Annotated in this window: 23 protein-coding genes; 19 read left to right on the forward strand and 4 right to left on the reverse strand. The window is 71.5% G+C overall.

Annotation, left to right across the window (positions count from 1 at the left end; translation table 11 throughout):
* Positions 1–116: 116 nt before the first annotated feature.
* A complete protein-coding gene (gene rocD, locus AB0I53_RS06380) occupies positions 117–1,349 on the forward strand; it encodes an ornithine--oxo-acid transaminase (RefSeq protein ID WP_358597395.1) in 1,233 nt (410 codons plus the stop codon).
* An 80-nt stretch (positions 1,350–1,429) separates the two neighbouring features.
* On the opposite strand, the gene zapE is transcribed toward rocD, so the two are convergent.
* On the reverse strand, positions 1,430–2,455 hold the full coding sequence (gene zapE / locus AB0I53_RS06385) for a cell division protein ZapE (RefSeq protein WP_358597397.1): 1,026 nt from the start codon (positions 2,453–2,455) through the stop codon (positions 1,430–1,432).
* 93 nt (positions 2,456–2,548) lie between these two features.
* Here zapE and AB0I53_RS06390 point away from each other — a divergent pair, with 93 nt between their 5' ends.
* The 12 genes from AB0I53_RS06390 to AB0I53_RS06445 all read left to right on the forward strand — a co-directional run bounded on the left by AB0I53_RS06390 (position 2,549) and on the right by AB0I53_RS06445 (position 9,436).
* The gene (locus AB0I53_RS06390; protein ID WP_358597400.1) at positions 2,549–3,301 is read left to right on the forward strand and encodes a pyrimidine reductase family protein; all 753 of its coding nucleotides are present in this window, start codon (positions 2,549–2,551) and stop codon (positions 3,299–3,301) included.
* Positions 3,298–3,855: a sigma-70 family RNA polymerase sigma factor gene (locus AB0I53_RS06395; RefSeq protein WP_358597403.1), complete on the forward strand. Its 558-nt coding sequence runs from the start codon at positions 3,298–3,300 to the stop codon at positions 3,853–3,855. Before AB0I53_RS06390 ends, AB0I53_RS06395 begins: the two co-directional genes overlap by 4 nt.
* Positions 3,848–4,414, forward strand: a complete 567-nt coding sequence (locus tag AB0I53_RS06400; protein WP_358597405.1) for a hypothetical protein — start codon at positions 3,848–3,850, stop codon at positions 4,412–4,414. The genes AB0I53_RS06395 and AB0I53_RS06400 overlap by 8 nt, the downstream gene beginning before the upstream one ends.
* A gap of 128 nt (positions 4,415–4,542) precedes the next feature.
* Entirely contained in the window at positions 4,543–5,058 is a 516-nt protein-coding gene (locus AB0I53_RS06405; RefSeq protein WP_358597408.1) for an Asp23/Gls24 family envelope stress response protein, read from the forward strand.
* A 25-nt stretch (positions 5,059–5,083) separates the two neighbouring features.
* Positions 5,084–5,401, forward strand: a complete 318-nt coding sequence (locus tag AB0I53_RS06410) for a hypothetical protein (RefSeq protein WP_358597410.1) — start codon at positions 5,084–5,086, stop codon at positions 5,399–5,401.
* Positions 5,398–5,652, forward strand: coding sequence for a hypothetical protein (locus tag AB0I53_RS06415; RefSeq protein ID WP_358597413.1), 255 nt, complete (start codon positions 5,398–5,400; stop codon positions 5,650–5,652). Before AB0I53_RS06410 ends, AB0I53_RS06415 begins: the two co-directional genes overlap by 4 nt.
* A 37-nt stretch (positions 5,653–5,689) precedes the next feature.
* Positions 5,690–5,869, forward strand: coding sequence for a hypothetical protein (locus AB0I53_RS06420; RefSeq protein WP_093264953.1), 180 nt, complete (start codon positions 5,690–5,692; stop codon positions 5,867–5,869).
* Positions 5,866–6,252: an Asp23/Gls24 family envelope stress response protein gene (locus tag AB0I53_RS06425; RefSeq protein ID WP_358597416.1), complete on the forward strand. Its 387-nt coding sequence runs from the start codon at positions 5,866–5,868 to the stop codon at positions 6,250–6,252. Before AB0I53_RS06420 ends, AB0I53_RS06425 begins: the two co-directional genes overlap by 4 nt.
* Positions 6,253–6,255: 3 nt before the next feature.
* Positions 6,256–6,792 carry a DUF6286 domain-containing protein gene (locus AB0I53_RS06430; RefSeq protein ID WP_358597418.1) on the forward strand — a complete coding sequence of 179 codons (537 nt, stop codon included), beginning with the start codon at positions 6,256–6,258 and terminating at the stop codon, positions 6,790–6,792.
* Positions 6,789–7,394 (forward strand): alkaline shock response membrane anchor protein AmaP, encoded by a 606-nt coding sequence (gene amaP / locus AB0I53_RS06435; RefSeq protein WP_358597421.1) that lies wholly within the window; start codon positions 6,789–6,791, stop codon positions 7,392–7,394. The genes AB0I53_RS06430 and amaP overlap by 4 nt, the downstream gene beginning before the upstream one ends.
* An 18-nt stretch (positions 7,395–7,412) precedes the next feature.
* Entirely contained in the window at positions 7,413–8,525 is a 1,113-nt protein-coding gene (locus tag AB0I53_RS06440; protein WP_358597424.1) for an ATP-dependent DNA ligase, read from the forward strand.
* Between the two features lie 11 nt (positions 8,526–8,536).
* Positions 8,537–9,436 (forward strand): 2-dehydropantoate 2-reductase, encoded by a 900-nt coding sequence (locus AB0I53_RS06445; protein WP_358597427.1) that lies wholly within the window; start codon positions 8,537–8,539, stop codon positions 9,434–9,436.
* Positions 9,437–9,448: 12 nt separating this feature from the next.
* On the opposite strand, the gene AB0I53_RS06450 is transcribed toward AB0I53_RS06445, so the two are convergent.
* Positions 9,449–10,405: a DMT family transporter gene (locus AB0I53_RS06450; protein WP_358597430.1), complete on the reverse strand. Its 957-nt coding sequence runs from the start codon at positions 10,403–10,405 to the stop codon at positions 9,449–9,451.
* Positions 10,406–10,574: 169 nt separating this feature from the next.
* On the opposite strand from AB0I53_RS06450, the gene AB0I53_RS06455 reads away from it, so the two are divergent.
* Entirely contained in the window at positions 10,575–12,134 is a 1,560-nt protein-coding gene (locus AB0I53_RS06455) for an alpha/beta hydrolase (RefSeq protein WP_358597433.1), read from the forward strand.
* Between the two features lie 345 nt (positions 12,135–12,479).
* The gene (locus tag AB0I53_RS06460) at positions 12,480–13,022 is read left to right on the forward strand and encodes an AAA family ATPase (RefSeq protein WP_358597436.1); all 543 of its coding nucleotides are present in this window, start codon (positions 12,480–12,482) and stop codon (positions 13,020–13,022) included.
* A gap of 3 nt (positions 13,023–13,025) precedes the next feature.
* Here the strand turns inward: AB0I53_RS06460 and AB0I53_RS06465 are convergent, their stop codons facing one another.
* Positions 13,026–13,793 carry a DUF4389 domain-containing protein gene (locus AB0I53_RS06465; protein WP_358597439.1) on the reverse strand — a complete coding sequence of 256 codons (768 nt, stop codon included), beginning with the start codon at positions 13,791–13,793 and terminating at the stop codon, positions 13,026–13,028.
* Positions 13,794–14,016: 223 nt separating this feature from the next.
* On the opposite strand from AB0I53_RS06465, the gene AB0I53_RS06470 reads away from it, so the two are divergent.
* From AB0I53_RS06470 to msrB, 4 genes are all read left to right on the forward strand, one after another.
* Positions 14,017–14,160, forward strand: coding sequence for a hypothetical protein (locus AB0I53_RS06470; RefSeq protein ID WP_358597442.1), 144 nt, complete (start codon positions 14,017–14,019; stop codon positions 14,158–14,160).
* A gap of 190 nt (positions 14,161–14,350) precedes the next feature.
* Positions 14,351–14,650 carry a hypothetical protein gene (locus tag AB0I53_RS06475; RefSeq protein ID WP_358597775.1) on the forward strand — a complete coding sequence of 100 codons (300 nt, stop codon included), beginning with the start codon at positions 14,351–14,353 and terminating at the stop codon, positions 14,648–14,650.
* A gap of 52 nt (positions 14,651–14,702) precedes the next feature.
* A complete protein-coding gene (locus AB0I53_RS06480) occupies positions 14,703–15,782 on the forward strand; it encodes a crosslink repair DNA glycosylase YcaQ family protein (protein ID WP_358597445.1) in 1,080 nt (359 codons plus the stop codon).
* A gap of 45 nt (positions 15,783–15,827) precedes the next feature.
* Complete coding sequence (gene msrB, locus AB0I53_RS06485) at positions 15,828–16,247, forward strand: peptide-methionine (R)-S-oxide reductase MsrB (protein ID WP_358597448.1); 420 nt, start codon at positions 15,828–15,830, stop codon at positions 16,245–16,247.
* Positions 16,248–16,313: 66 nt separating this feature from the next.
* Here the strand turns inward: msrB and hemQ are convergent, their stop codons facing one another.
* The gene (hemQ, locus tag AB0I53_RS06490) at positions 16,314–17,009 is read right to left on the reverse strand and encodes a hydrogen peroxide-dependent heme synthase (RefSeq protein WP_358305878.1); all 696 of its coding nucleotides are present in this window, start codon (positions 17,007–17,009) and stop codon (positions 16,314–16,316) included.
* Positions 17,010–17,012 lie beyond the last annotated feature (3 nt).

Genomic DNA, 17,012 nt, shown 5'->3' on the forward strand with positions numbered 1-17,012 from the left:
GCTCCCCCGTCGAGACAACGAACCTCCGGAATTCTTGATTATCACGCAACAGATCGCCATTGAAAGCAACGCCTTGCGGATGAAATCTGCGCCATCGTCGACATAACCTTATGGCCATGACTGTCGTTCCGTCGCACCTCGAAGCCTCGTCGCAAGCCGCCCGGTACCGGGCGCTCGACGATCAGTACAGCGCGCACAACTACCACCCGCTGCCGGTCGTGGTCGCCGAGGCGTCCGGCGCCTGGATGACCGATGTGGACGGACGGCAGTACCTGGACTTCCTGGCCGGGTACTCGGCGTTGAACTTCGGGCACCGCCACCCGGACCTGATCGCCGCCGCCACCGAGCAGCTCGGCCGCGTCACCCTCACCAGCCGCGCGTTCCACCACGACCAGCTCGGCCCGTTCTGCCGCGAGCTCGCCGAACTCACCGGCACCGACCGGGTGCTGCCGATGAACTCCGGCGCGGAGGCCGTCGAGTCCGCCATCAAGATCGCCCGGAAGTGGGCGTACCGGGTCAAGGGCGTGCCGGAGAACCGGGCCGAGATCATCGTGGCCGGATCCAACTTCCACGGCCGCACGACCACCATCGTGTCGTTCTCCACCGACCCGGTCGCGCACGACGAATTCGGCCCGTACACGCCGGGATTCATCGTCACCGAATACGGCGACGCCGCCGCTGTCGAGGCCGCGATCACCGAACGCACCGCGGCCATCCTGGTCGAGCCCATCCAGGGCGAGGCGGGCGTGATCGTGCCACCGGCCGACTACCTGCCCCGGCTGCGCAGGCTCTGCGACGACCACGACGTGCTACTGATCGCCGACGAGATCCAATCCGGACTCGCCCGCACCGGCGAGCTGCTGGCCAGCGAGCACGACGGCATCCGCGCCGACCTCTACACCCTCGGCAAGGCGCTCGGCGGCGGCATCCTGCCGGTGTCGGCGGTGGTCGGCCGCGACGACGTCATCGGCGTCCTGCAGCCCGGCCAGCACGGCTCCACCTTCGGCGGCAACCCGCTGGCCTGCGCGGTCGGCCGAGCCGTGGTGCGCCTGCTGCGCACCGGCGAGTTCCAGGAGCGCTCGCGCGAACTGGGAGCGCACCTGCACGCGCGGCTCGGCGAGTTCGTCGGCCGCGGAGCGGTCGAGGTGCGAGGCCGCGGCCTGTGGGCCGGAGTGGAGCTCGCCGCAGGCGGGCCGACGGGCCGCCAGGCCAGCGAGGCGCTAGCCGAGCGCGGCGTGCTGTGCAAGGAAACGCAGGACACGACGCTGCGAATCGCCCCGCCGCTGGTGATCACCAAGGCCGAGCTCGACACCGGCCTCGACGCGATCGAAGCGGTCCTCACCACCTGACCCGCGAGCAAGACGCCCGAAGAAAGAGTGAACGGACCGTTCGCCGCGTTAGGCGGAACGGTCCGTTCACTGGTTTCGGGTCAGGACTTGGCGAGATCCCGGGAGAGCGCGGTGAGGCGGCTGATCGCGCGGAGGTACTTCTTCCGGTAGCCGCCCTGCAGCATCTCGTCGGTGAACAGCGCCGACAGCGGTTCTCCCGAGACCCGCACCGGGATCGCCCGGTCGTAGAGCCGGTCCGCGAGTGCGACCAGCCGCAACGCGACGTCCTGGTCCGGCGCCGCGTGCACGCCGCTGAGGTGCACCGCGGTGATCCCGTCGACCAGGCGGCCGTACTTCGAGGCGTGCAGCCCGGCCAGGAAGTCGCAGAGCCCGTCGAAGTCGTCCAGCGTCGAGCCGTCGGTGGCCTCCGCGAGCCGCGTCAGCTCGTCGTCGCTCATCGGCGGCGGCGCGTCCGGCAGCCCGCGGTGCCGGTAGTCCGGGCCGTCGACCCGCACCACGCCGAACCGCGCGGACATCGCGTGGATCTCGCGCAGGAAGTCCGCCGCAGCGAACCGGCCCTCGCCCAGCTTGTCGGGCAGCGTGTTGGAGGTCGCGGCGACGTGCACGCCCGCGTCGGTGAGCTTCGCGATCAGCTGGGTGACCAGCATCGTGTCACCCGGGTCGTCCAGCTCGAACTCGTCGATGGCCAGCAGCCGGTGCTTCGAGAGCCGCTCGACGGTCTCGGCGAAGCCGAGCACCCCCACCAGGCTGGTGACCTCGACGAACGTGCCGTAGGACTTCTGCCCCTCGACGGCGTGCCACAGCGACGCGAGCAGGTGCGTCTTGCCGACGCCGAACCCGCCGTCCAGGTAGAGCCCCCGCTTGACGTCGTCGTTCTTCTTCCGGCCGAACACCCCGCGCAGCCACGACCCGCCGCCGGCGGTGGCGTTGATCCGGTCGGCGAAGGCTGAGCAGTCCCGGACCGCTTGCTCCTGGCTCGGCTCGTCCGGGTTCGGGATGTAGGTGTCGAAGCGCACCGCGTCGAACATGGGCGGCGGCGTCATCGCCTGGACCAGCTCGTCCGGGGTCATCTCGGGACGGCGGTCGACCAGACGGGGAGAACTCATGCGCCGACCTTATAACCGAAGACGGGTTTCCCGGCCGTGCGGTCGCGTGCTCCTGCTCACCCGCCGACCCGGCGCGCGTGGTGGGATTGAGCCGTGGTGGAAAAGCTCTGGCCGGTCGACGGCGCGCAGCAGGTGGACGACCAACTGGAGGAGTTCTACGCGTACCCGGAGCAGCTGGAACGGCCCTGGGTGCGGGTGAACTTCGTCTCCAGCCTCGACGGCGCGGTGACCGTCCGGGGCAGCTCGCGCGGGCTGTCCGCGCCGATCGACCAGCGGGTCCTCGGGCTGATCCGCGACCTCTCCGACGTCGTGCTGGTCGGCGTCGGCACGGCGATGGTCGAGGGCTACCGCGGCGTGAAGCGCAACGAGGTCCGCGCCGAGCGCCGGCAGCGGCTTGGCCTGTCCGAGGTGCCGCCGATCGCGCTGGTCACCGCGCGCGCGTCGCTGCCGCCCAACTCGCCGCTGCTCACCGACACCCTGGTGCCGCCGATCGTGCTCACCTGCGACGCCGCTCCGCTGTCGCGGCGCACCGCGCTCGCCGACGCGGGCGCCGACGTCGTCGTCGCCGGCGACGAACGGGTGGATCTGCGCGCGGTGCTGGACGCGCTGGACGCGCGGGGCCTGCGCCGCATCGGTTGCGAAGGCGGCCCGACGCTGTTCGGCAACCTCGTCGACGAGGACCTCGTCGACGAGCTGTGCCTCACCCTGTCCCCGCTGCTGGCCAGCGGCGACGCGGGCCGGATCGCGGCGGGCGCCGGTGTCGAGGCGCCTCGGCGGATGCACCTGCGGTCCGCCCTGCACGCGGAATCGCTGCTCCTGCTTCGTTACGCGAGAATGCGTGCGTGACAGTTGGGGCCGGTGCGGACGAAGCCCTGGTGGCTGCCGCTCAGCGCGGCGACGCGACGGCGTTCGACGCGTTGGTCCGCCGCCACACCGCCAAGATGTACCGGGTGGCGTACCGGATCCTCGGGGATTCCGCCGAGGCCGAGGACGCCGTCCAGGAGGCGTGGGTGTCCGCCTGGCGGTCGCTGGACCGGTTCCGCGGTGAATCGGCGCCGACCACCTGGCTGTACCGGGTGGTCACCAACGCGGCCCTGGCCAACCTGCGCCGCCGCAAGCCGACCGTCCCGCTGGAACCGACCGCCGATTTGATCTCCGACCGCATCGCGGTCGATCCTGAGGGCCACGTCGTCCGCACCGAGGACGTGGCCCGCGTGCACCGCGCGATCGCGACGCTCGAACCCTCCCAGCGCATCCCGCTGGTGCTCCGCGAGCTGGAGGGGCTGAGCTACGAGGAGATCGCCGAGATGCTCGACGTGCCGGTGGCCGCGCTGCGGTCCCGCCTGCACCGGGCGCGGGCAACGCTGCTCGCCAGGCTGAAGGAGATGCGCGATGGATGACCGCTCCTTCGACCCGGACCGCGTGCTGCCATGCGGCCGCACCGACGGCATGCTGCTGGACTTCCTCGCCGACAGCGCCCCAACGGAGCTCGCCGAGCACATCCCGACCTGCCGGCACTGCCAGGCCCGGCTCGCCGAGCTGGACTCCGACTGGGCGCCGGTGCGGCGAACCGCGCGCCTGCCGATCGAGCCGCCGCACGGGCTGGTGGAGCGCGCCCTGATGGCGGTGCGCGGGGTGCGGGGCGGCCGCGGCGCGGCTCCGGTGGAGCTCGCCCAGGAGGGGGGCAAGCTGCGTGTCTCACCGCAGGCGGTGGTGCTGCTGACGCGGAGGCTGTGCCTGGGGCTCATCGCCGAGCGGCCGGGGGTGCACCTGCGCGGCTGCGTCGGCGACGTCGACGAGGTGCGGGTGGATCTGGCGGTCCGCTACCCGCTGCCCGCTCCGGAGCTGGCCGACGCGATCCACCACGAGCTGACCGCCGCGCTGAGCGAGGCCCTCGGCGCGGGCGCGCCGGCCGTGTGGGTGCGGGTGGTCGACGTCCAGCCGCCGGAAGCCGGGTGACGGCAGCGTCACAATGGGTGGTGTGGCTCACATCCACAGAAGATCACGTCGAACAGATGCATCAGAGCACGTACGAGCAAAGCCGAGCCGCCGCGGCATCGGCGAAACCGGGAAGGAGCTGGATCTTCATGGCCCAGAACAGCGGGAACCCGCAGAACGCGCAGGCCACGACCGAGCGGAGCACCGAGAGCCGGCGCATCCCGGAGACCCGGACCGGCACCGCGCCCGCCCGCCTGGCCGACGAAACCTCCCAGGGCAAGACCACCATCGCCGCGTCCGTGGTGCAGAAGATCGCCGGCATCGCGGCCCGCGAGATCTCCGGCGTGTACGCGATGGGCGGCGGGGTGTCCCGGGCCTTCGGCGCCATCCGGGACCGGATCCCGGGCGGTAGCGGAACTTCCTCCACCTCGGGAGTTCAGGTGGAGGTCGGCGAGAAGCAGGCCGCGGTCGACCTGGACATCGTCGTGGAGTACGGCGCGTCCATCGTGGACCTCGCGCGGGCGGTGCGGCGCAACGTGATCACCGCGGTGGAGCGGATGACCGGGCTGGAGGTCATCGAGGTCAACATCGCGGTCAACGACATCCATCTGCCCGAAGAGGACGGCGAGGAGACCGGCCAGCAGGCCACGTCCCGCGTCGAGTAGCCCGACAGCAAAACCGATCGTTTTCGTGGAGGACGAGTTCGACATGCCGGAACAGGTTTCCGCCGGCGAGCTGGCCGATCGGGTGCTCGCCCATCCCTCGGTCGTCCGGCTGCACGGCGGGCAGTTCGGCGAGATCGCGTCGTACCAGCCCGGCAGCAAGATCGTCGGGGTGCGGTTGCCCGATTCGGGCGCCGCGGAGATCGGCGTGGTGCTGCGCCTGGACCGGCCGCTGCCGGAGATCCTCGGCGAGATCCGCGGCGCGCTGGCCGAGGTGCTCGGCGCGGCCCCGGTGGACATCACCGTGGCCGACGTGATCACCGACGAGCCGCGGAGAAGCGCATGATGGGGCCTGTGCAGCGCCATCCGGCCACCACGCGGGCAGCGATCCGCGCTTTCGTCCGGGCCAACCACCCGGACGTCGGCGGCGACCCGGAAGTCTTCGCCGCCGGCCTCGCCGAGCTCCGGTGCCACCGGCCGCGCGACCGCTACGACGCACCGATCGTCGTGGTGCGCCGGCCGCGCGGGATTCGCGGGCTGCTGCACCGGATCCGCGCCCGCCGGGCGCGCCGCAACCGGCCACCACGAGTCCGGTGATCATCCAAGTCAGTTCCTCAGCAGGAGGGTTGCACCCATGAACGCGACGCAGACCGGCTTGCTCGCCGGCCTCATCCTCGGTACCGCCGCGGCGGTCGCCGGCTTCACCGGGTTCCTGATCGCGCTGGCGGTCGGCGCCGTCGGCCTGGTGATCGGCCGGGTCCTAGACGGGGAGCTGGAGATCGGCGACATCCTGGGCCGGGGCCGAGACCGATGACGGCCACCACCGGGCCGGTCACGGCCGAGGAACCCGACCGCGGCGACGATCCGGCCGAGCGGGGCCGGTTGCATATCAGCCGCACCGTGCTGCGCAAGATCGCCGAGCACACCGCCGACCAGGATCCCGGCAGCGCCCGGCGCCGCCACCGGCTCGGCGGCGGCCAGCACGGCGCCACGGCGCAGGTGTTCGGCCCGGACGACGCGCTGCGGATCCGGCTCGACGTCGCGCTGCGCTACCCGGCGCCGGTGCGCGAAACCGTGGCGTCGATGCGGGAACGGGTCGGCACGGAGCTGCAGCGGCTCACCGAGTTCCGCGTTCGCACCGTGGACGTGACCGTGTCCGCCCTCGTCCCCGCCGACGTACCGCCACGGGTGGAGTGAGCCATGCGCCTGTTGGTACGCCTGATCACCACGCTGCTGGGCCTGGCCGTCGCGGCGGCCGGCGCGCTCCTGACGATCGAGGCGGTGTGGGTCCTGGCGCGGCCCGGCACCGGCGGCCTCATCGTGCCCTGGCAGCAAGTCCACTTCGGACTGAGCGCGTCGTCCTGGCACGACCCGCAGGTCATCGCGACCGCGGCGGTGGTCGCGGTGGTGGGCGTGCTCCTGGTGCTCATCGCGATCAACGCCGGGACCAAGGACATCCGGCTGCACGACCCGGCGCCGGAGGTCACCGTGACCACCGACCGGCGCTCGCTGGCCCGGCTGGTCGGGCACCAGGTGCGCGACCAGGACGGTGTCGCGGGCGCTTCGGTCACCGCCGGCGCGAAGCGGGTCCAGGTGAAGGCGACCGCGCAGTTCCGGGAACCGGGTGACCTGCGCGCCCGGCTGACCGAAACGGCCGAACACGCCGTGCAGGACCTGCCGCTGCGCACCACGCCGAAGGTGCTGGTGTCGGTGGCCGTGCCGAAGGAGCCGCGATGACCGGGCAGGAGATCAAACCGAGCACGACACCGGTCGCGCGCGGGATGTCCTTCGAACGCGGCGTGGTCATCGCGCTCGGGCTGCTCGCGCTGGTCGGCGGCCTCGTCGCGATCCTGGTCGGCACCGGCTGGCTGGGCACCTTCCGGGCGCAGCGGCCGCTGGCCGACCCGATCCTGGTGCAGTGGCTGCGGGACAACTCCCAGGCGGCGATCGCGATTGCGATCGTGCTCGGCATCGTGCTGTTCGTGCTCGGCCTGTGGTGGGTGGTGCGGGCCCTGCGGCCGGAGCCGCGGCCGGACCTGCTGCTGGAGCGCGGCAACGGCGACCTGACGGTGACGAGCGCGGCGCTGACCGAGGCCGTGCGCGCCGACGCCGAGCGGGTCACCGGGGTCAAGCGGGCGCGGGTCCGGATGGCGGGCAGCGTGCAGCGCCCGGCGCTGCGGCTGACGCTGTCGTTGCAGGAAGGCACCAACGTGCGCCACGTTTGGGAAGAACTCGACGAGAAGGTGCTCTCCCGCGCCCGCGAATCGCTGGGACTGGATACGTTGCCGACGGCGATCCGACTGCAGCTGGACCGCGCGCCTCGCCAACGAGTCCACTGACCGACCAAGGAGGACCCGGTGCTTCCACTGCAACCGCCGGTGAAGCCGATGCTGGCCAGCCCGGTCGACGGCATCTCCCGGCAGGGCGGCCTGCTGTTCGAACCGAAGTGGGACGGCTTCCGGTGCCTGGTGTTCGCCGATCCGCAGGCCGAGCAGCCGGTAGTGCTGCAATCCCGCACCGGCCGCCCGCTGAACCGGTACTTCCCCGAGGTCCTGCGGACCGTCGCCGAACACCTCGACCGGCCGGCGGTGCTGGACGGCGAGCTCGTGGTGATCCGGCGCGACGACGTCGGCGACCGGCTGGACTGGGACGCGCTGGGCGAACGCATCCACCCGGCCGCCAGCCGGGTCAAGACGCTCGCCGAGAAGACGCCGGCCACCTTCATCGCCTTCGACCTGCTGGCGCTGGACGACCGGGACCTCACGGCCGCGTCGCAGACCGAACGCCGCGAGCTGCTCGCCGGCCTCGGCCTGGACCACGGCGGGTTGCGCACCACGCCGGTCACCGATGATCCGGACACCGCTGCGGAGTGGTTCCGGGTGTTCGAAGGTGCGGGGCTCGACGGCGTGATCGCCAAGCCCACCGGCGGCCAGTACCTGCCGGGCAAGCGGACCATGTTCAAGATCAAGCACTCGCGCACCGCGGACTGCGTGGTCGCCGGGCTGCGCTGGCACGCCAAGACCGAACCCGGCACCGCGGTGGGTTCGCTGCAGCTCGGGCTGTACGACGACCGGGGCGTGCTGCACCACGTCGGCGTCGTCGGCGCCTTCCCGGCCGCGCAGCGACGCGCGCTGGCCACCGAGCTCGCCGAGCTGATCACCGACGGCGAGCACCCGTGGATGGGGCCCGACGCCGCGGACGGGCGGCGGCTGCCTGGGTCGGTGAACCGCTGGAGCAGCACCGAGCAGCCGTGGGTGCCGCTGCGCCCGGAACGCGTCGTCGAGGTTTCCTACGACCACACCGAAGGCGTCCATCCTGGCCGGTTCCGGCACACCACTCAGTTCGTGCGGTGGCGCCCCGACCGCGACCCGGAATCCTGCCGCTACGACCAGCTCGACGAGCCGACCCGGTACGACCTCGAAGCAGTTCTGTACGGCGACGTCGACCGGAGCGCCCGCGTCGACGGGTAATGTCAGGGCCCGTGGCAGCACAACGCATCGCGGTGATCGGCTCGGGCGGTATCGGCGGAGTTCTGGCGGAAGCGGCGCATGCCCGTGGACACCAGGTGACGATGTGCGTCCGGACCCCGTTCGACCGGCTGACGCTGGAAACCCCGGGCCGCACCGGGGAGATCCCGGTTTCGGTGGTGACCGAACCCGGCGCGCTCGGCGAGTTCGACTGGGTCCTGCTGACGACGAAGGTCCAGGACGCGGCGAGCGCGGCCGGCTGGCTGCGGAAGCTGGACGCCGGGCGCGCCCCGGTCGTGGTGGTGCAGAACGGCGTCGAGCACCGCGAATCGATCGCCGGGATGGGCCTGCAGGCCCAGGTGCTGCCCGCGTTGATCTACGTGGCGGCCGAGCGGGTGCGGCCGGGCCACGTGGTGCGCCGCGGCCCCGCCACCATGCAGGTCGAGGCCGGCGAGATCGGTGCGCGCTTCGTCGAGCTGGTCTCCACCGACGACCTGAGCGCCCGGACCACGTCGGACTTCCGCACCGCGGCGTGGCGGAAGATGCTGACGAACCTGGCGCCGAACCCGATCACCGCGCTGACCCTGCGCCGCCTGGACGTGCTGCACGAGCCCGGCATCCTGGACCTGAGCAAGGACCTGCTCGCCGAGGCCGTCGACGTCGCCCGCGCCGAAGGCGCCCGGCTGACCCATGCCGACGCCGAAAAGGTGCTCGCGGACTACATCGAGAAGTTCCCGCCGACCAACGGCACGTCGATGCTCTACGACCGGTTGGCGGGCCTGCCCACCGAGCACGAGCACATCACCGGCGCGCTGGTGCGCGCCGCGGACGAGCACAACATCCCCGTCCCGCTCAACAGGACCCTCCTGACCCTGATGCGCGCCCTGCACCCCATGCGGCTGCCGTCCATCTGACCCTCACCGGGATCAGTTGGCGCCGGTGTCCTTGGGACCCGCTTCGCCCGACTTCGCGTCGCGGTCCTTCGTCGAGCCGACCGAGCCGACCGAGGCGATGACGACGCAACCGATGGCGACCCACTGCCAGCCGCCCAGCATCTCGCCCAGCACCAGCAGCCCGGCCAGCGCCGCCACCGCGGGCTCCAGGCTCATCAGCACGCCGAACACCCTCGGCGGCATCCGCCGCAACGCCTCCAGCTCCAGCGAGTACGGCACCACCGAGGACATCAGCGCCACCACCAGCCCGGCGATGAGCACTGCCGGGTGCAGCAGCGCCGTCCCCGCCTCGGCGATGCCGAACGGCGCCGCCACCAGCGCGCCGAACGCCATGCCCAGGGCCAGCCCGGATCCGCCGCTGGTCCGGCTGCCGAGCTTCGCGCCGACCAGGATGTAGCCCGCCCACAGAGCGCCGGCCATCAGCGCGAACGCGACCCCGACCCAGTCCAGCCCGCCTTCCACGCGGGCCAGCAGCACCACGCCGGTACCGGCCAGCACCGCCCAGACGATGTCCAGCTTGCGGCGGGAGCCGATCACCGCCACGGCCAGCGGGCCGAGGAACTCGATGGTGACGGCCGCACCGAGCGGAATCCGCTCGAACGCCTGGTAGATGCAGACGTTCATGCCGGCGAGCACCGCACCGTACCCGGCGACCACCGCCAGCGTCTTGCGATCCATGCGCAGCGACGGCCGCCACACCGCCAGCAGGATCACCGCGGCGAACGTCAACCGCAGCGCCACCACCCCGGACGCCCCGGCCATGGTGAATAGCTGCTTGGCGAACGCGGCACCGACCTGCAGGCTGACCACGCCCACGAGCACGAGCATCGGCGGCGGGATCGCCCCGAGTGCGCGCGTGGAGATGTTCTCCACGTTGAACAGCGACCGCCTGCTCGACGATGCCCCCGGGCCGACCTGCGCGACGTGCACGATGCTCCTCTGCCTCCGCCGACCGCAGTCCGCGGCCGGCCTCCCGCCGCACGTTATCCCGCGCCCCGCCGCGGTCGTCACCTGATTGTCAGGGCCCTCACCGGGGTCTCACCCGGATCATGCGATGCTGACCCGGTCCAGCGACCACCGCGCCCGACTAGGAGTACCCGTGCCGCGCACCACTCACCGGGTCGGGGCCGCACTACTGCCGTTGTTGCTGCTGGTGGTCGCCGCCTGCTCGGCCGGACCGTCGGACCGGCCCGCGGTCGCCTACCACGACGGCGAACAGCAGGTCGTCCCCGCGCCGCAGCCGCCGAAACCGGCTCCCGTCCCGCCGCTGGGCTCCCCCGGCGACGACGCGCAGAGCTGGGAGGACTGCACCGAGCAGACGCGCACCGAGCTCGGCGGCCTGCCACCGGGCATGACGTTCTCCTGCTCGCGGCTGATCAGCACGCTCGACTCCCCGGAAGCCCCGGAACGCGGCAGCGCCCGAATCTCGCTGATCCGCGCCGGTTCCGGCCACGTCCCGCTGGTGGTGCTGGGCGACGTCGGCGGCGAGCCGGGCACGACCTACGCCGCCCGGCTGGCCACGCAGCTGCCGGCGGAGCTGCGCAACACCTTCGACATCGTCGGGATGGACCGGCGCGGCACCGGCGAATCCGATCCGGCGGACTGCGTGCCGCCCGCACAGCGCGATGCGATCGTCGGCTTCGACCCGCGCGCCACCGACCGCTCCGCGCTGGACCGGCTGCTCGAATCGGTGCTGGCGGCGAGCCAGGAATGCCTGCTCGACCTCGACGAGCGACTGCAGGCCTACGACACCTGGCGAACCGCATCCGACCTGGAAGAACTCCGCCTGGAGCTGGGCGTGCCGCGGCTGCACGCGATCGGGCGCGGCGAAGCGGCACGACTGCTGACGACGTTCGCCGAGCGCTTCCCCGGATCGGTCGGCCGCCTGGTGCTCGACGGTGCGCCGGACCCGACCCGCGACGCCATCGGCCAGGCGGAATCGCAGGCGCAGGCCGCGGAGCAGACCTTCGACGTGTTCGCCGCGGACTGCGTCAGCCGCGGTTGCCCGCTGGGCCCCGAGCCGCGCAAGGTGGTCGGCGATCTCGTCGAGCGAACCCGCGGCACGCCGCTACCGGCACCGGGAACCGCGGTCGGCGCAGGCCGGGTGGTGCAGGCGATCCTGCAGGGTCTTTCCGATCGGGCCGCCTGGCCCGCCCTGGCCGATGCGCTCGCCTCGGCCAACCGCGGCGATGGTGCCGGCCTCGCCGCGATCAGCGCGCCATTAGTCGCCAACCAGGGCGTTAACCCGCCGTGGCTCGACGGCGACCTGATCACCAGCTGCAACGACACGACGGTGCGCGTGCCGCCGCAACGCAGCGGCGAGCTCGCGCTGGACTGGGTGAACCGGTTCCCGCTGTTCGGCGGTGCCGCCGCCCAGCGGCTGGTGTGGTGCGGGTCGTGGCCGGTCCCGCAGCAGCCGCTGCCCTCGCCGCGCCGCCCGGACCTGCCACCGATCCCGGTGATCAGCACCGCGAACGATCCGCAGGTGTTGGGCCTGGGCAGCGATCACATGGCCGAGCAGATGCCGACCGGAGTGCTGCTGCGCTGGCAGGGCGCCGGGCACGGGTCGATCGGCAAGTCGCCGTGCATCACCGAGGCGGTCAGCCGATTCCTGGTGCAGGGCACCGTGCCGACGGAAGGCATGGCCTGCCCGGGGTGATCCCGCAACACCCCGGGCAGACCCCTGCCGCTCAGCCGCAGCTGGAGCAGCAGCCACAGGAAGGACCGGTGCAGCTGCCGCAACAGCTGCAGCCACCCTGGGCTTGCGGAGCACGTTCGGCTTCGGTGCGGACCATCTTGGCCTCCCGCGTCGTGGCGAATACCAACGGTTGCGATGGTGCTCGCCGACGGAGCAACCGAGACACCGCCGGGCGAGGGAAACGCATTGAGCCAACCCGCTGAACAGGACACATGAACGCATTGCGATCTGTAACCGGCTGCGAAATGCGCATGACAGCTGCGCCGACCGGGTGAGAAGATCAACTCCTCGTCCCGGGGAGGAAGCATGCTCAACGAGCGCGACCAGGCCGTTCTGCTGATCACCGGCATCCAGGCGGCCGGGAAGTCCACCATCGCCCAGGGCGTCGCCGAACAGCTGCCGCGCTCGGTGCACCTGCGCGGCGACGCGTTTCGACGGATGGTGGTCGGCGGCCGCGAGGAGATGTCCGCGCCGCCATCCGAGGAAGCGCTGCGCCAGTTGCGGTTGCGCCACCGGTTGACCGCGCAGGCCGCGGACGGTTACTTCGCCGCGGGATTCACCGTCGTCGCGCAGGACGTGATCCTTGGCGAGCACCTGGCGGAAATGGTCGAGAGCGTCAGCAGCCGGCCGCTGCTCGTGGTCGTCCTCGCGCCGTCGCCCGAGGCGATCGCGAAACGCGAGGCGGGTCGCGGCAAGACGGCGTACGACAGCTGGGCGATCGCGGAGCTGAACGCGGTGTTGCACGAGCAGACGCCGCGCATCGGCCTGTGGCTGGACACCTCCGAGCAGACCCCGGAGCAGACCGTCGCGGAGATCCTCGGCCGCGCCTGGACCGAGGCCGCGATCTGACCGTCAGCGGCCGTAGTCGTACTGGTGCTCCGGCGGCTGGTACTGCGACTGCACGACGCCGTTGCCGACCGAGCCGAGCACACCGAGCACGATGAACACGACCAGCAGGATCCGCCCGCCCTGGGACATCACCAGCGGGCGGGTGCCCGGCGACTGCCGCGGCGGGTTCTCCTCCGCGCGCGCGTCGCCGAACAGCTTCTTCGGGTAGGCGCCGGTCAGCAGGTAGAAGTAGGCGTTCGTGCGGTAGCTGTAGCGCAGCACCGCCGCGGAGGCGTCGAAGACCGGCCGCGGGTTGCGGCCCAGGACCAGCACGATCAGCCAGATGAAGAACGCCAGCACGCCGAAGCCCTGGGTGACGACCGCGCTCACGATCGCGGCCGGGATCACCAGGATGATCCGGAAGAGCACCGCCCACCGGTTGAGTTCGCCGGGCCGGATATCGACCTGCACCGGGTAGTCCGGCTCGGACACCACGAACGGCGGGTACTTGTCGACGAGCAGCATGTTCGACGCCACCACCCGCGCCTGGTAGCCGACGAACAGGATCAGGAATCCGGCGATCCAGTCCGGCAGCCGCCCCAGGAACAGCGCGGCGAACCAGCCGACGATCACCACGACGGCGGCCGCGATGGACAGCAGCCAGAGCACGATGAAGTGCGGGATCAACAGCAGCAGTCGCAATAGGACGGTCCAGCGCCGCTGCCGCTCCGGGGGCACCACCTCCAGCTCGGGCCGGAACGGGCCGTTGGTCTCTGCAGGCTGCTCGCTCATCATCGCCTCCCGAGTCCTGTGTGGAGCGCGGCGACTGTAACCACCGCGTCCGGGCCGGGCCGGGATCCGGCTGGCGGCACGCACTCGCGATCATCCGATCCGGTGAACGGCGGGAACGGTGTCTCACGTGCAGGCGCTCCGAGGCGTTTTCCCGGCGAGCGATTGGTTCTGCAAGCCGAGAGGAGCCTGCACATGTACGAGATCGGTTACCCGTCAGATCGCGGTGTCCATCGACGGATTCGTCACGGGGCCCGGCCAGAGCGCCCAGGACCCGATCGGGAAGGGCGGCGAGCGCTCGGCCGACCAGAGCATCGACGCACGCATCACGGGCCGGAACAAGCTCGGCGGCGAGACCTGGAGCGGTTGATGGGGCGAGGAGCCGCCTTGCCACGCGCCCATCCGCCACGAGCGCGGGCCCCTGCAGATGGAGAGCACCGGCCACTGTGGACGCTGCGGGTGGGCGAAGGGCAGCGGGCTCGGTGATCGATCCGTCCGTGCGCGGCACGGATCGCGGACAGACGTCCGGCACGGCCGTCGGCAGGCGCTACGGTGGGGCTGTGGAGCGCGGCGACCGGGATGAGGAGACCGAGCGCCTCGGTGATGATCTGCACGGGCTCGACCCGGAGGATCCCGAGGTGCAGGCCTTCGCCGTGCATCGCGACCGGATGCAGCGGCCGAATTCCGAGGCCACCGTGGAGGGCATGCTGCGCGGCGTGGACGACTTCGCGCAGAGCGTGAACCGGGCGAACGGCCATCGCAGGCTGGTGGCCGTCGTGGTGGTCCTGCTGATCCTGCTCGGCGTGCTGTTCACGGTCTGGAACGCCGTCGTGTTCGTGTTCGGCACCTTCCTCGGCTGACCTGTCGGGGCGTTGGGGCATGCTCGACGCCTGCCGTCGAATCGGGGTGTCGATGATCGAGACCGACCGCGAACGAGTCCTGGCCTACCGGCACGCCGTCCAGCAGTTGGACCGGTCCGCCGGCGACGTCGAGAACCTCGGCGTGCTGCCGCTCGGCGTGCCGGACAGCCCGGCGGGCTCGGCGCTGCAGTCGGTGCGCACGCGGGTACCCGGAGCAGAGCTCCCCGACTCGCTGGTCCTCGCCTGGTCGGTGCGCGGCAGCGCGCACCTGCACCGCGCCGCGGACCTCGCGGAGCTGGCCGGCCGGCTCTACCCGATGTCGGACGCGGACGTGGTGGCCCGGATGCCAGTCATGAAGTCGGTCGACGCCCCGCTCGCGGTGTTCGGCAAGACGGTCGCGGCGATGCGCGAGCACTCGCTCGAACCGACGGATCGAGGCACGCTGAGCGCTGCGGTCACCCGCGACGTCCCGGAAGCCTCGGCGTGGTGCCGGGCCTGCGAATCGACCCACGTCTTCTACTCGCTGTACCTGCAATCCGGGTTGGCGGCCGGCATCCAGCTGGTCCGCGCATCCGGGCGGCTGCGGATCACGGCGACCCCGAAGTGGCACGTCCCGCAGCAGCCCAGCCGGACGGACGCACTGATCAAGGACGTCCTGCGAGTGCTCGGCCCGGGATCGATCGCCGACGTCGCCGCGTTCCTCGGCACCAGTGCCGCCGTGCTGCGGCAGGTCTGGCCGACGGACCTCGCCGAGGTCTCGGTCGCCGGGAAGCGCTCGTGGTTCGTGCCGGATGCGGCCGCTGCGCTCGACTCGCCGCCGTCACCACGCGGCGTTCGGCTGCTGCCGACCGGCGACCCGTACCTGCAAGCCCGGGATCGCGCGGAGCTGCTGCCCGATCCCGAACATCGGAAGGTCCTCTGGCGGGCGGCCGGCTCTCCCGGCGCCTTGCTCGTCGACGGCGAGATCATCGGCACCTGGCGGGCCAGGAAGGCGGGCAGCAAGCTCCAGGTGGACGTGACGGGCTTCCGCGCCCTGATCGCCGCCACCCGCGATGAGGTGGGCGCCGAGGCCCGGCAGTTGGCCGTGACCCGAGGGGCGAAGTCGGCCGCGGTGGCGTTCGACTCGATCTGACACCGCGCCGATGCAGTTGATCTTCGCACGGATTAGCGTGGAGGCATGGATCCGGTCGCAGGAACCCCGAAGGTCACCAAAACCGAGCAGGAGTGGCGCGAACAGCTCAGCCCGAACGAGTACGCGGTGCTGCGCCAAGCCGCCACCGAGCCGGCCTGGCAGGGCGAGTACGTCGACACCAAGGCGGTCGGGGTCTACGAGTGCCGTGGCTGCGGGGCCGAATTGTTCCGCAGCGACACCAAGTTCGAATCGCACTGCGGCTGGCCGTCGTTCTACGACCCGACCGACAGCGACGCGGTGATCCTCCGCGAAGACCGATCGCTCGGCATGGTGCGCGTCGAGGTCCTGTGCGCCGCCTGCCACGGTCACCTCGGCCACGTGTTCGAGGGCGAGGGCTACCCGACTCCCACCGACCAGCGCTACTGCATCAACTCGATCGCCGTCCGCCTCGTCCCGGCGGACTGAGATCACCAGTTCGAGCGAGGCAGGCGCGGTCGGGGAAGGCAAACGCCCCAACCGCGCCTTAGTCGCTCAGGGAAGGCGGGTGACCAGGTCGGGGACGTCGACGCGGTGGCCGGTGTAGAACGGGATCTCCTCGCGGACGTGCAGGCGGGCCTCGGTGCCGCGCAGGTGGCGCATCAGGTCCACGATCCGGTGCAGCTCGTCGGCCTCGAAGGCCAGGATCCACTCGTAGTCGCCCAGCGCGAAGGACGCCACCGTGTTCGCCCGGACGTCCGGGTAGTCGCGAGCTTCCTTGCCGTGGTCGGCCAGCATCGTGCGGCGCTCGTCGTCCGGCAGCAGGTACCACTCGTAGGAGCGCACGAACGGGTACACGCAGATGTACTTGCGCGGCTCCTCGCCCGCCAGGAAGGCCGGGATGTGGCTCTTGTTGAACTCCGCCGGGCGGTGCAGCGCGACGTTGCTCCACACCGGTTCGGACGCCTGCCCCAGCGGGGTCTCCCGGCGGAACCCGGTGTAGGCCGCCTGCACTTCCTCGATCCGCTCGGCGTGCCACCAGATCATGAAGTCCGCGTCGGCGCGCAGCCCGGAGACGTCGTAGACGCCGCGAACCACGACGCCGGACTCGGCCAGCGAGTCCAGGTACTCCTGAGTCTGCTGCGCGGCCTTGGCCCGGTCTTCAGGCAGCGTGCCCTGCTCGATCCGGAAGACCGACCACATGGTGTAGCGGATGGTGTCGTTCAGCTCGTTGTAGTTCAGCCGCGCCATGCG

The organism is Saccharopolyspora sp. NPDC050389, assembly GCF_040655595.1.
GTDB lineage: Bacteria > Actinomycetota > Actinomycetes > Mycobacteriales > Pseudonocardiaceae > Saccharopolyspora.

Bases quoted from the DNA above. Each gene is read 5' to 3' on its own strand.
- rocD (WP_358597395.1), top strand. From the start codon at position 117: ATGACTGTCGTTCCGTCGCACCTCGAAGCCTCGTCGCAAGCCGCCCGG.
- AB0I53_RS06415 (WP_358597413.1), top strand. From the start codon at position 5,398: ATGATGGGGCCTGTGCAGCGCCATCCGGCCACCACGCGGGCAGCGATC.
- amaP (WP_358597421.1), top strand. From the start codon at position 6,789: ATGACCGGGCAGGAGATCAAACCGAGCACGACACCGGTCGCGCGCGGG.
- AB0I53_RS06460 (WP_358597436.1), top strand. From the start codon at position 12,480: ATGCTCAACGAGCGCGACCAGGCCGTTCTGCTGATCACCGGCATCCAG.
- AB0I53_RS06405 (WP_358597408.1), top strand. From the start codon at position 4,543: ATGGCCCAGAACAGCGGGAACCCGCAGAACGCGCAGGCCACGACCGAG.
- AB0I53_RS06400 (WP_358597405.1), top strand. From the start codon at position 3,848: ATGGATGACCGCTCCTTCGACCCGGACCGCGTGCTGCCATGCGGCCGC.
- AB0I53_RS06420 (WP_093264953.1), top strand. From the start codon at position 5,690: ATGAACGCGACGCAGACCGGCTTGCTCGCCGGCCTCATCCTCGGTACC.
- zapE (WP_358597397.1), bottom strand. From the start codon at position 2,455: ATGAGTTCTCCCCGTCTGGTCGACCGCCGTCCCGAGATGACCCCGGAC.
- hemQ (WP_358305878.1), bottom strand. From the start codon at position 17,009: ATGGCGCGGCTGAACTACAACGAGCTGAACGACACCATCCGCTACACC.
- AB0I53_RS06465 (WP_358597439.1), bottom strand. From the start codon at position 13,793: ATGAGCGAGCAGCCTGCAGAGACCAACGGCCCGTTCCGGCCCGAGCTG.
- msrB (WP_358597448.1), top strand. From the start codon at position 15,828: ATGGATCCGGTCGCAGGAACCCCGAAGGTCACCAAAACCGAGCAGGAG.
- AB0I53_RS06480 (WP_358597445.1), top strand. From the start codon at position 14,703: ATGATCGAGACCGACCGCGAACGAGTCCTGGCCTACCGGCACGCCGTC.
- AB0I53_RS06425 (WP_358597416.1), top strand. From the start codon at position 5,866: ATGACGGCCACCACCGGGCCGGTCACGGCCGAGGAACCCGACCGCGGC.
- AB0I53_RS06430 (WP_358597418.1), top strand. From the start codon at position 6,256: ATGCGCCTGTTGGTACGCCTGATCACCACGCTGCTGGGCCTGGCCGTC.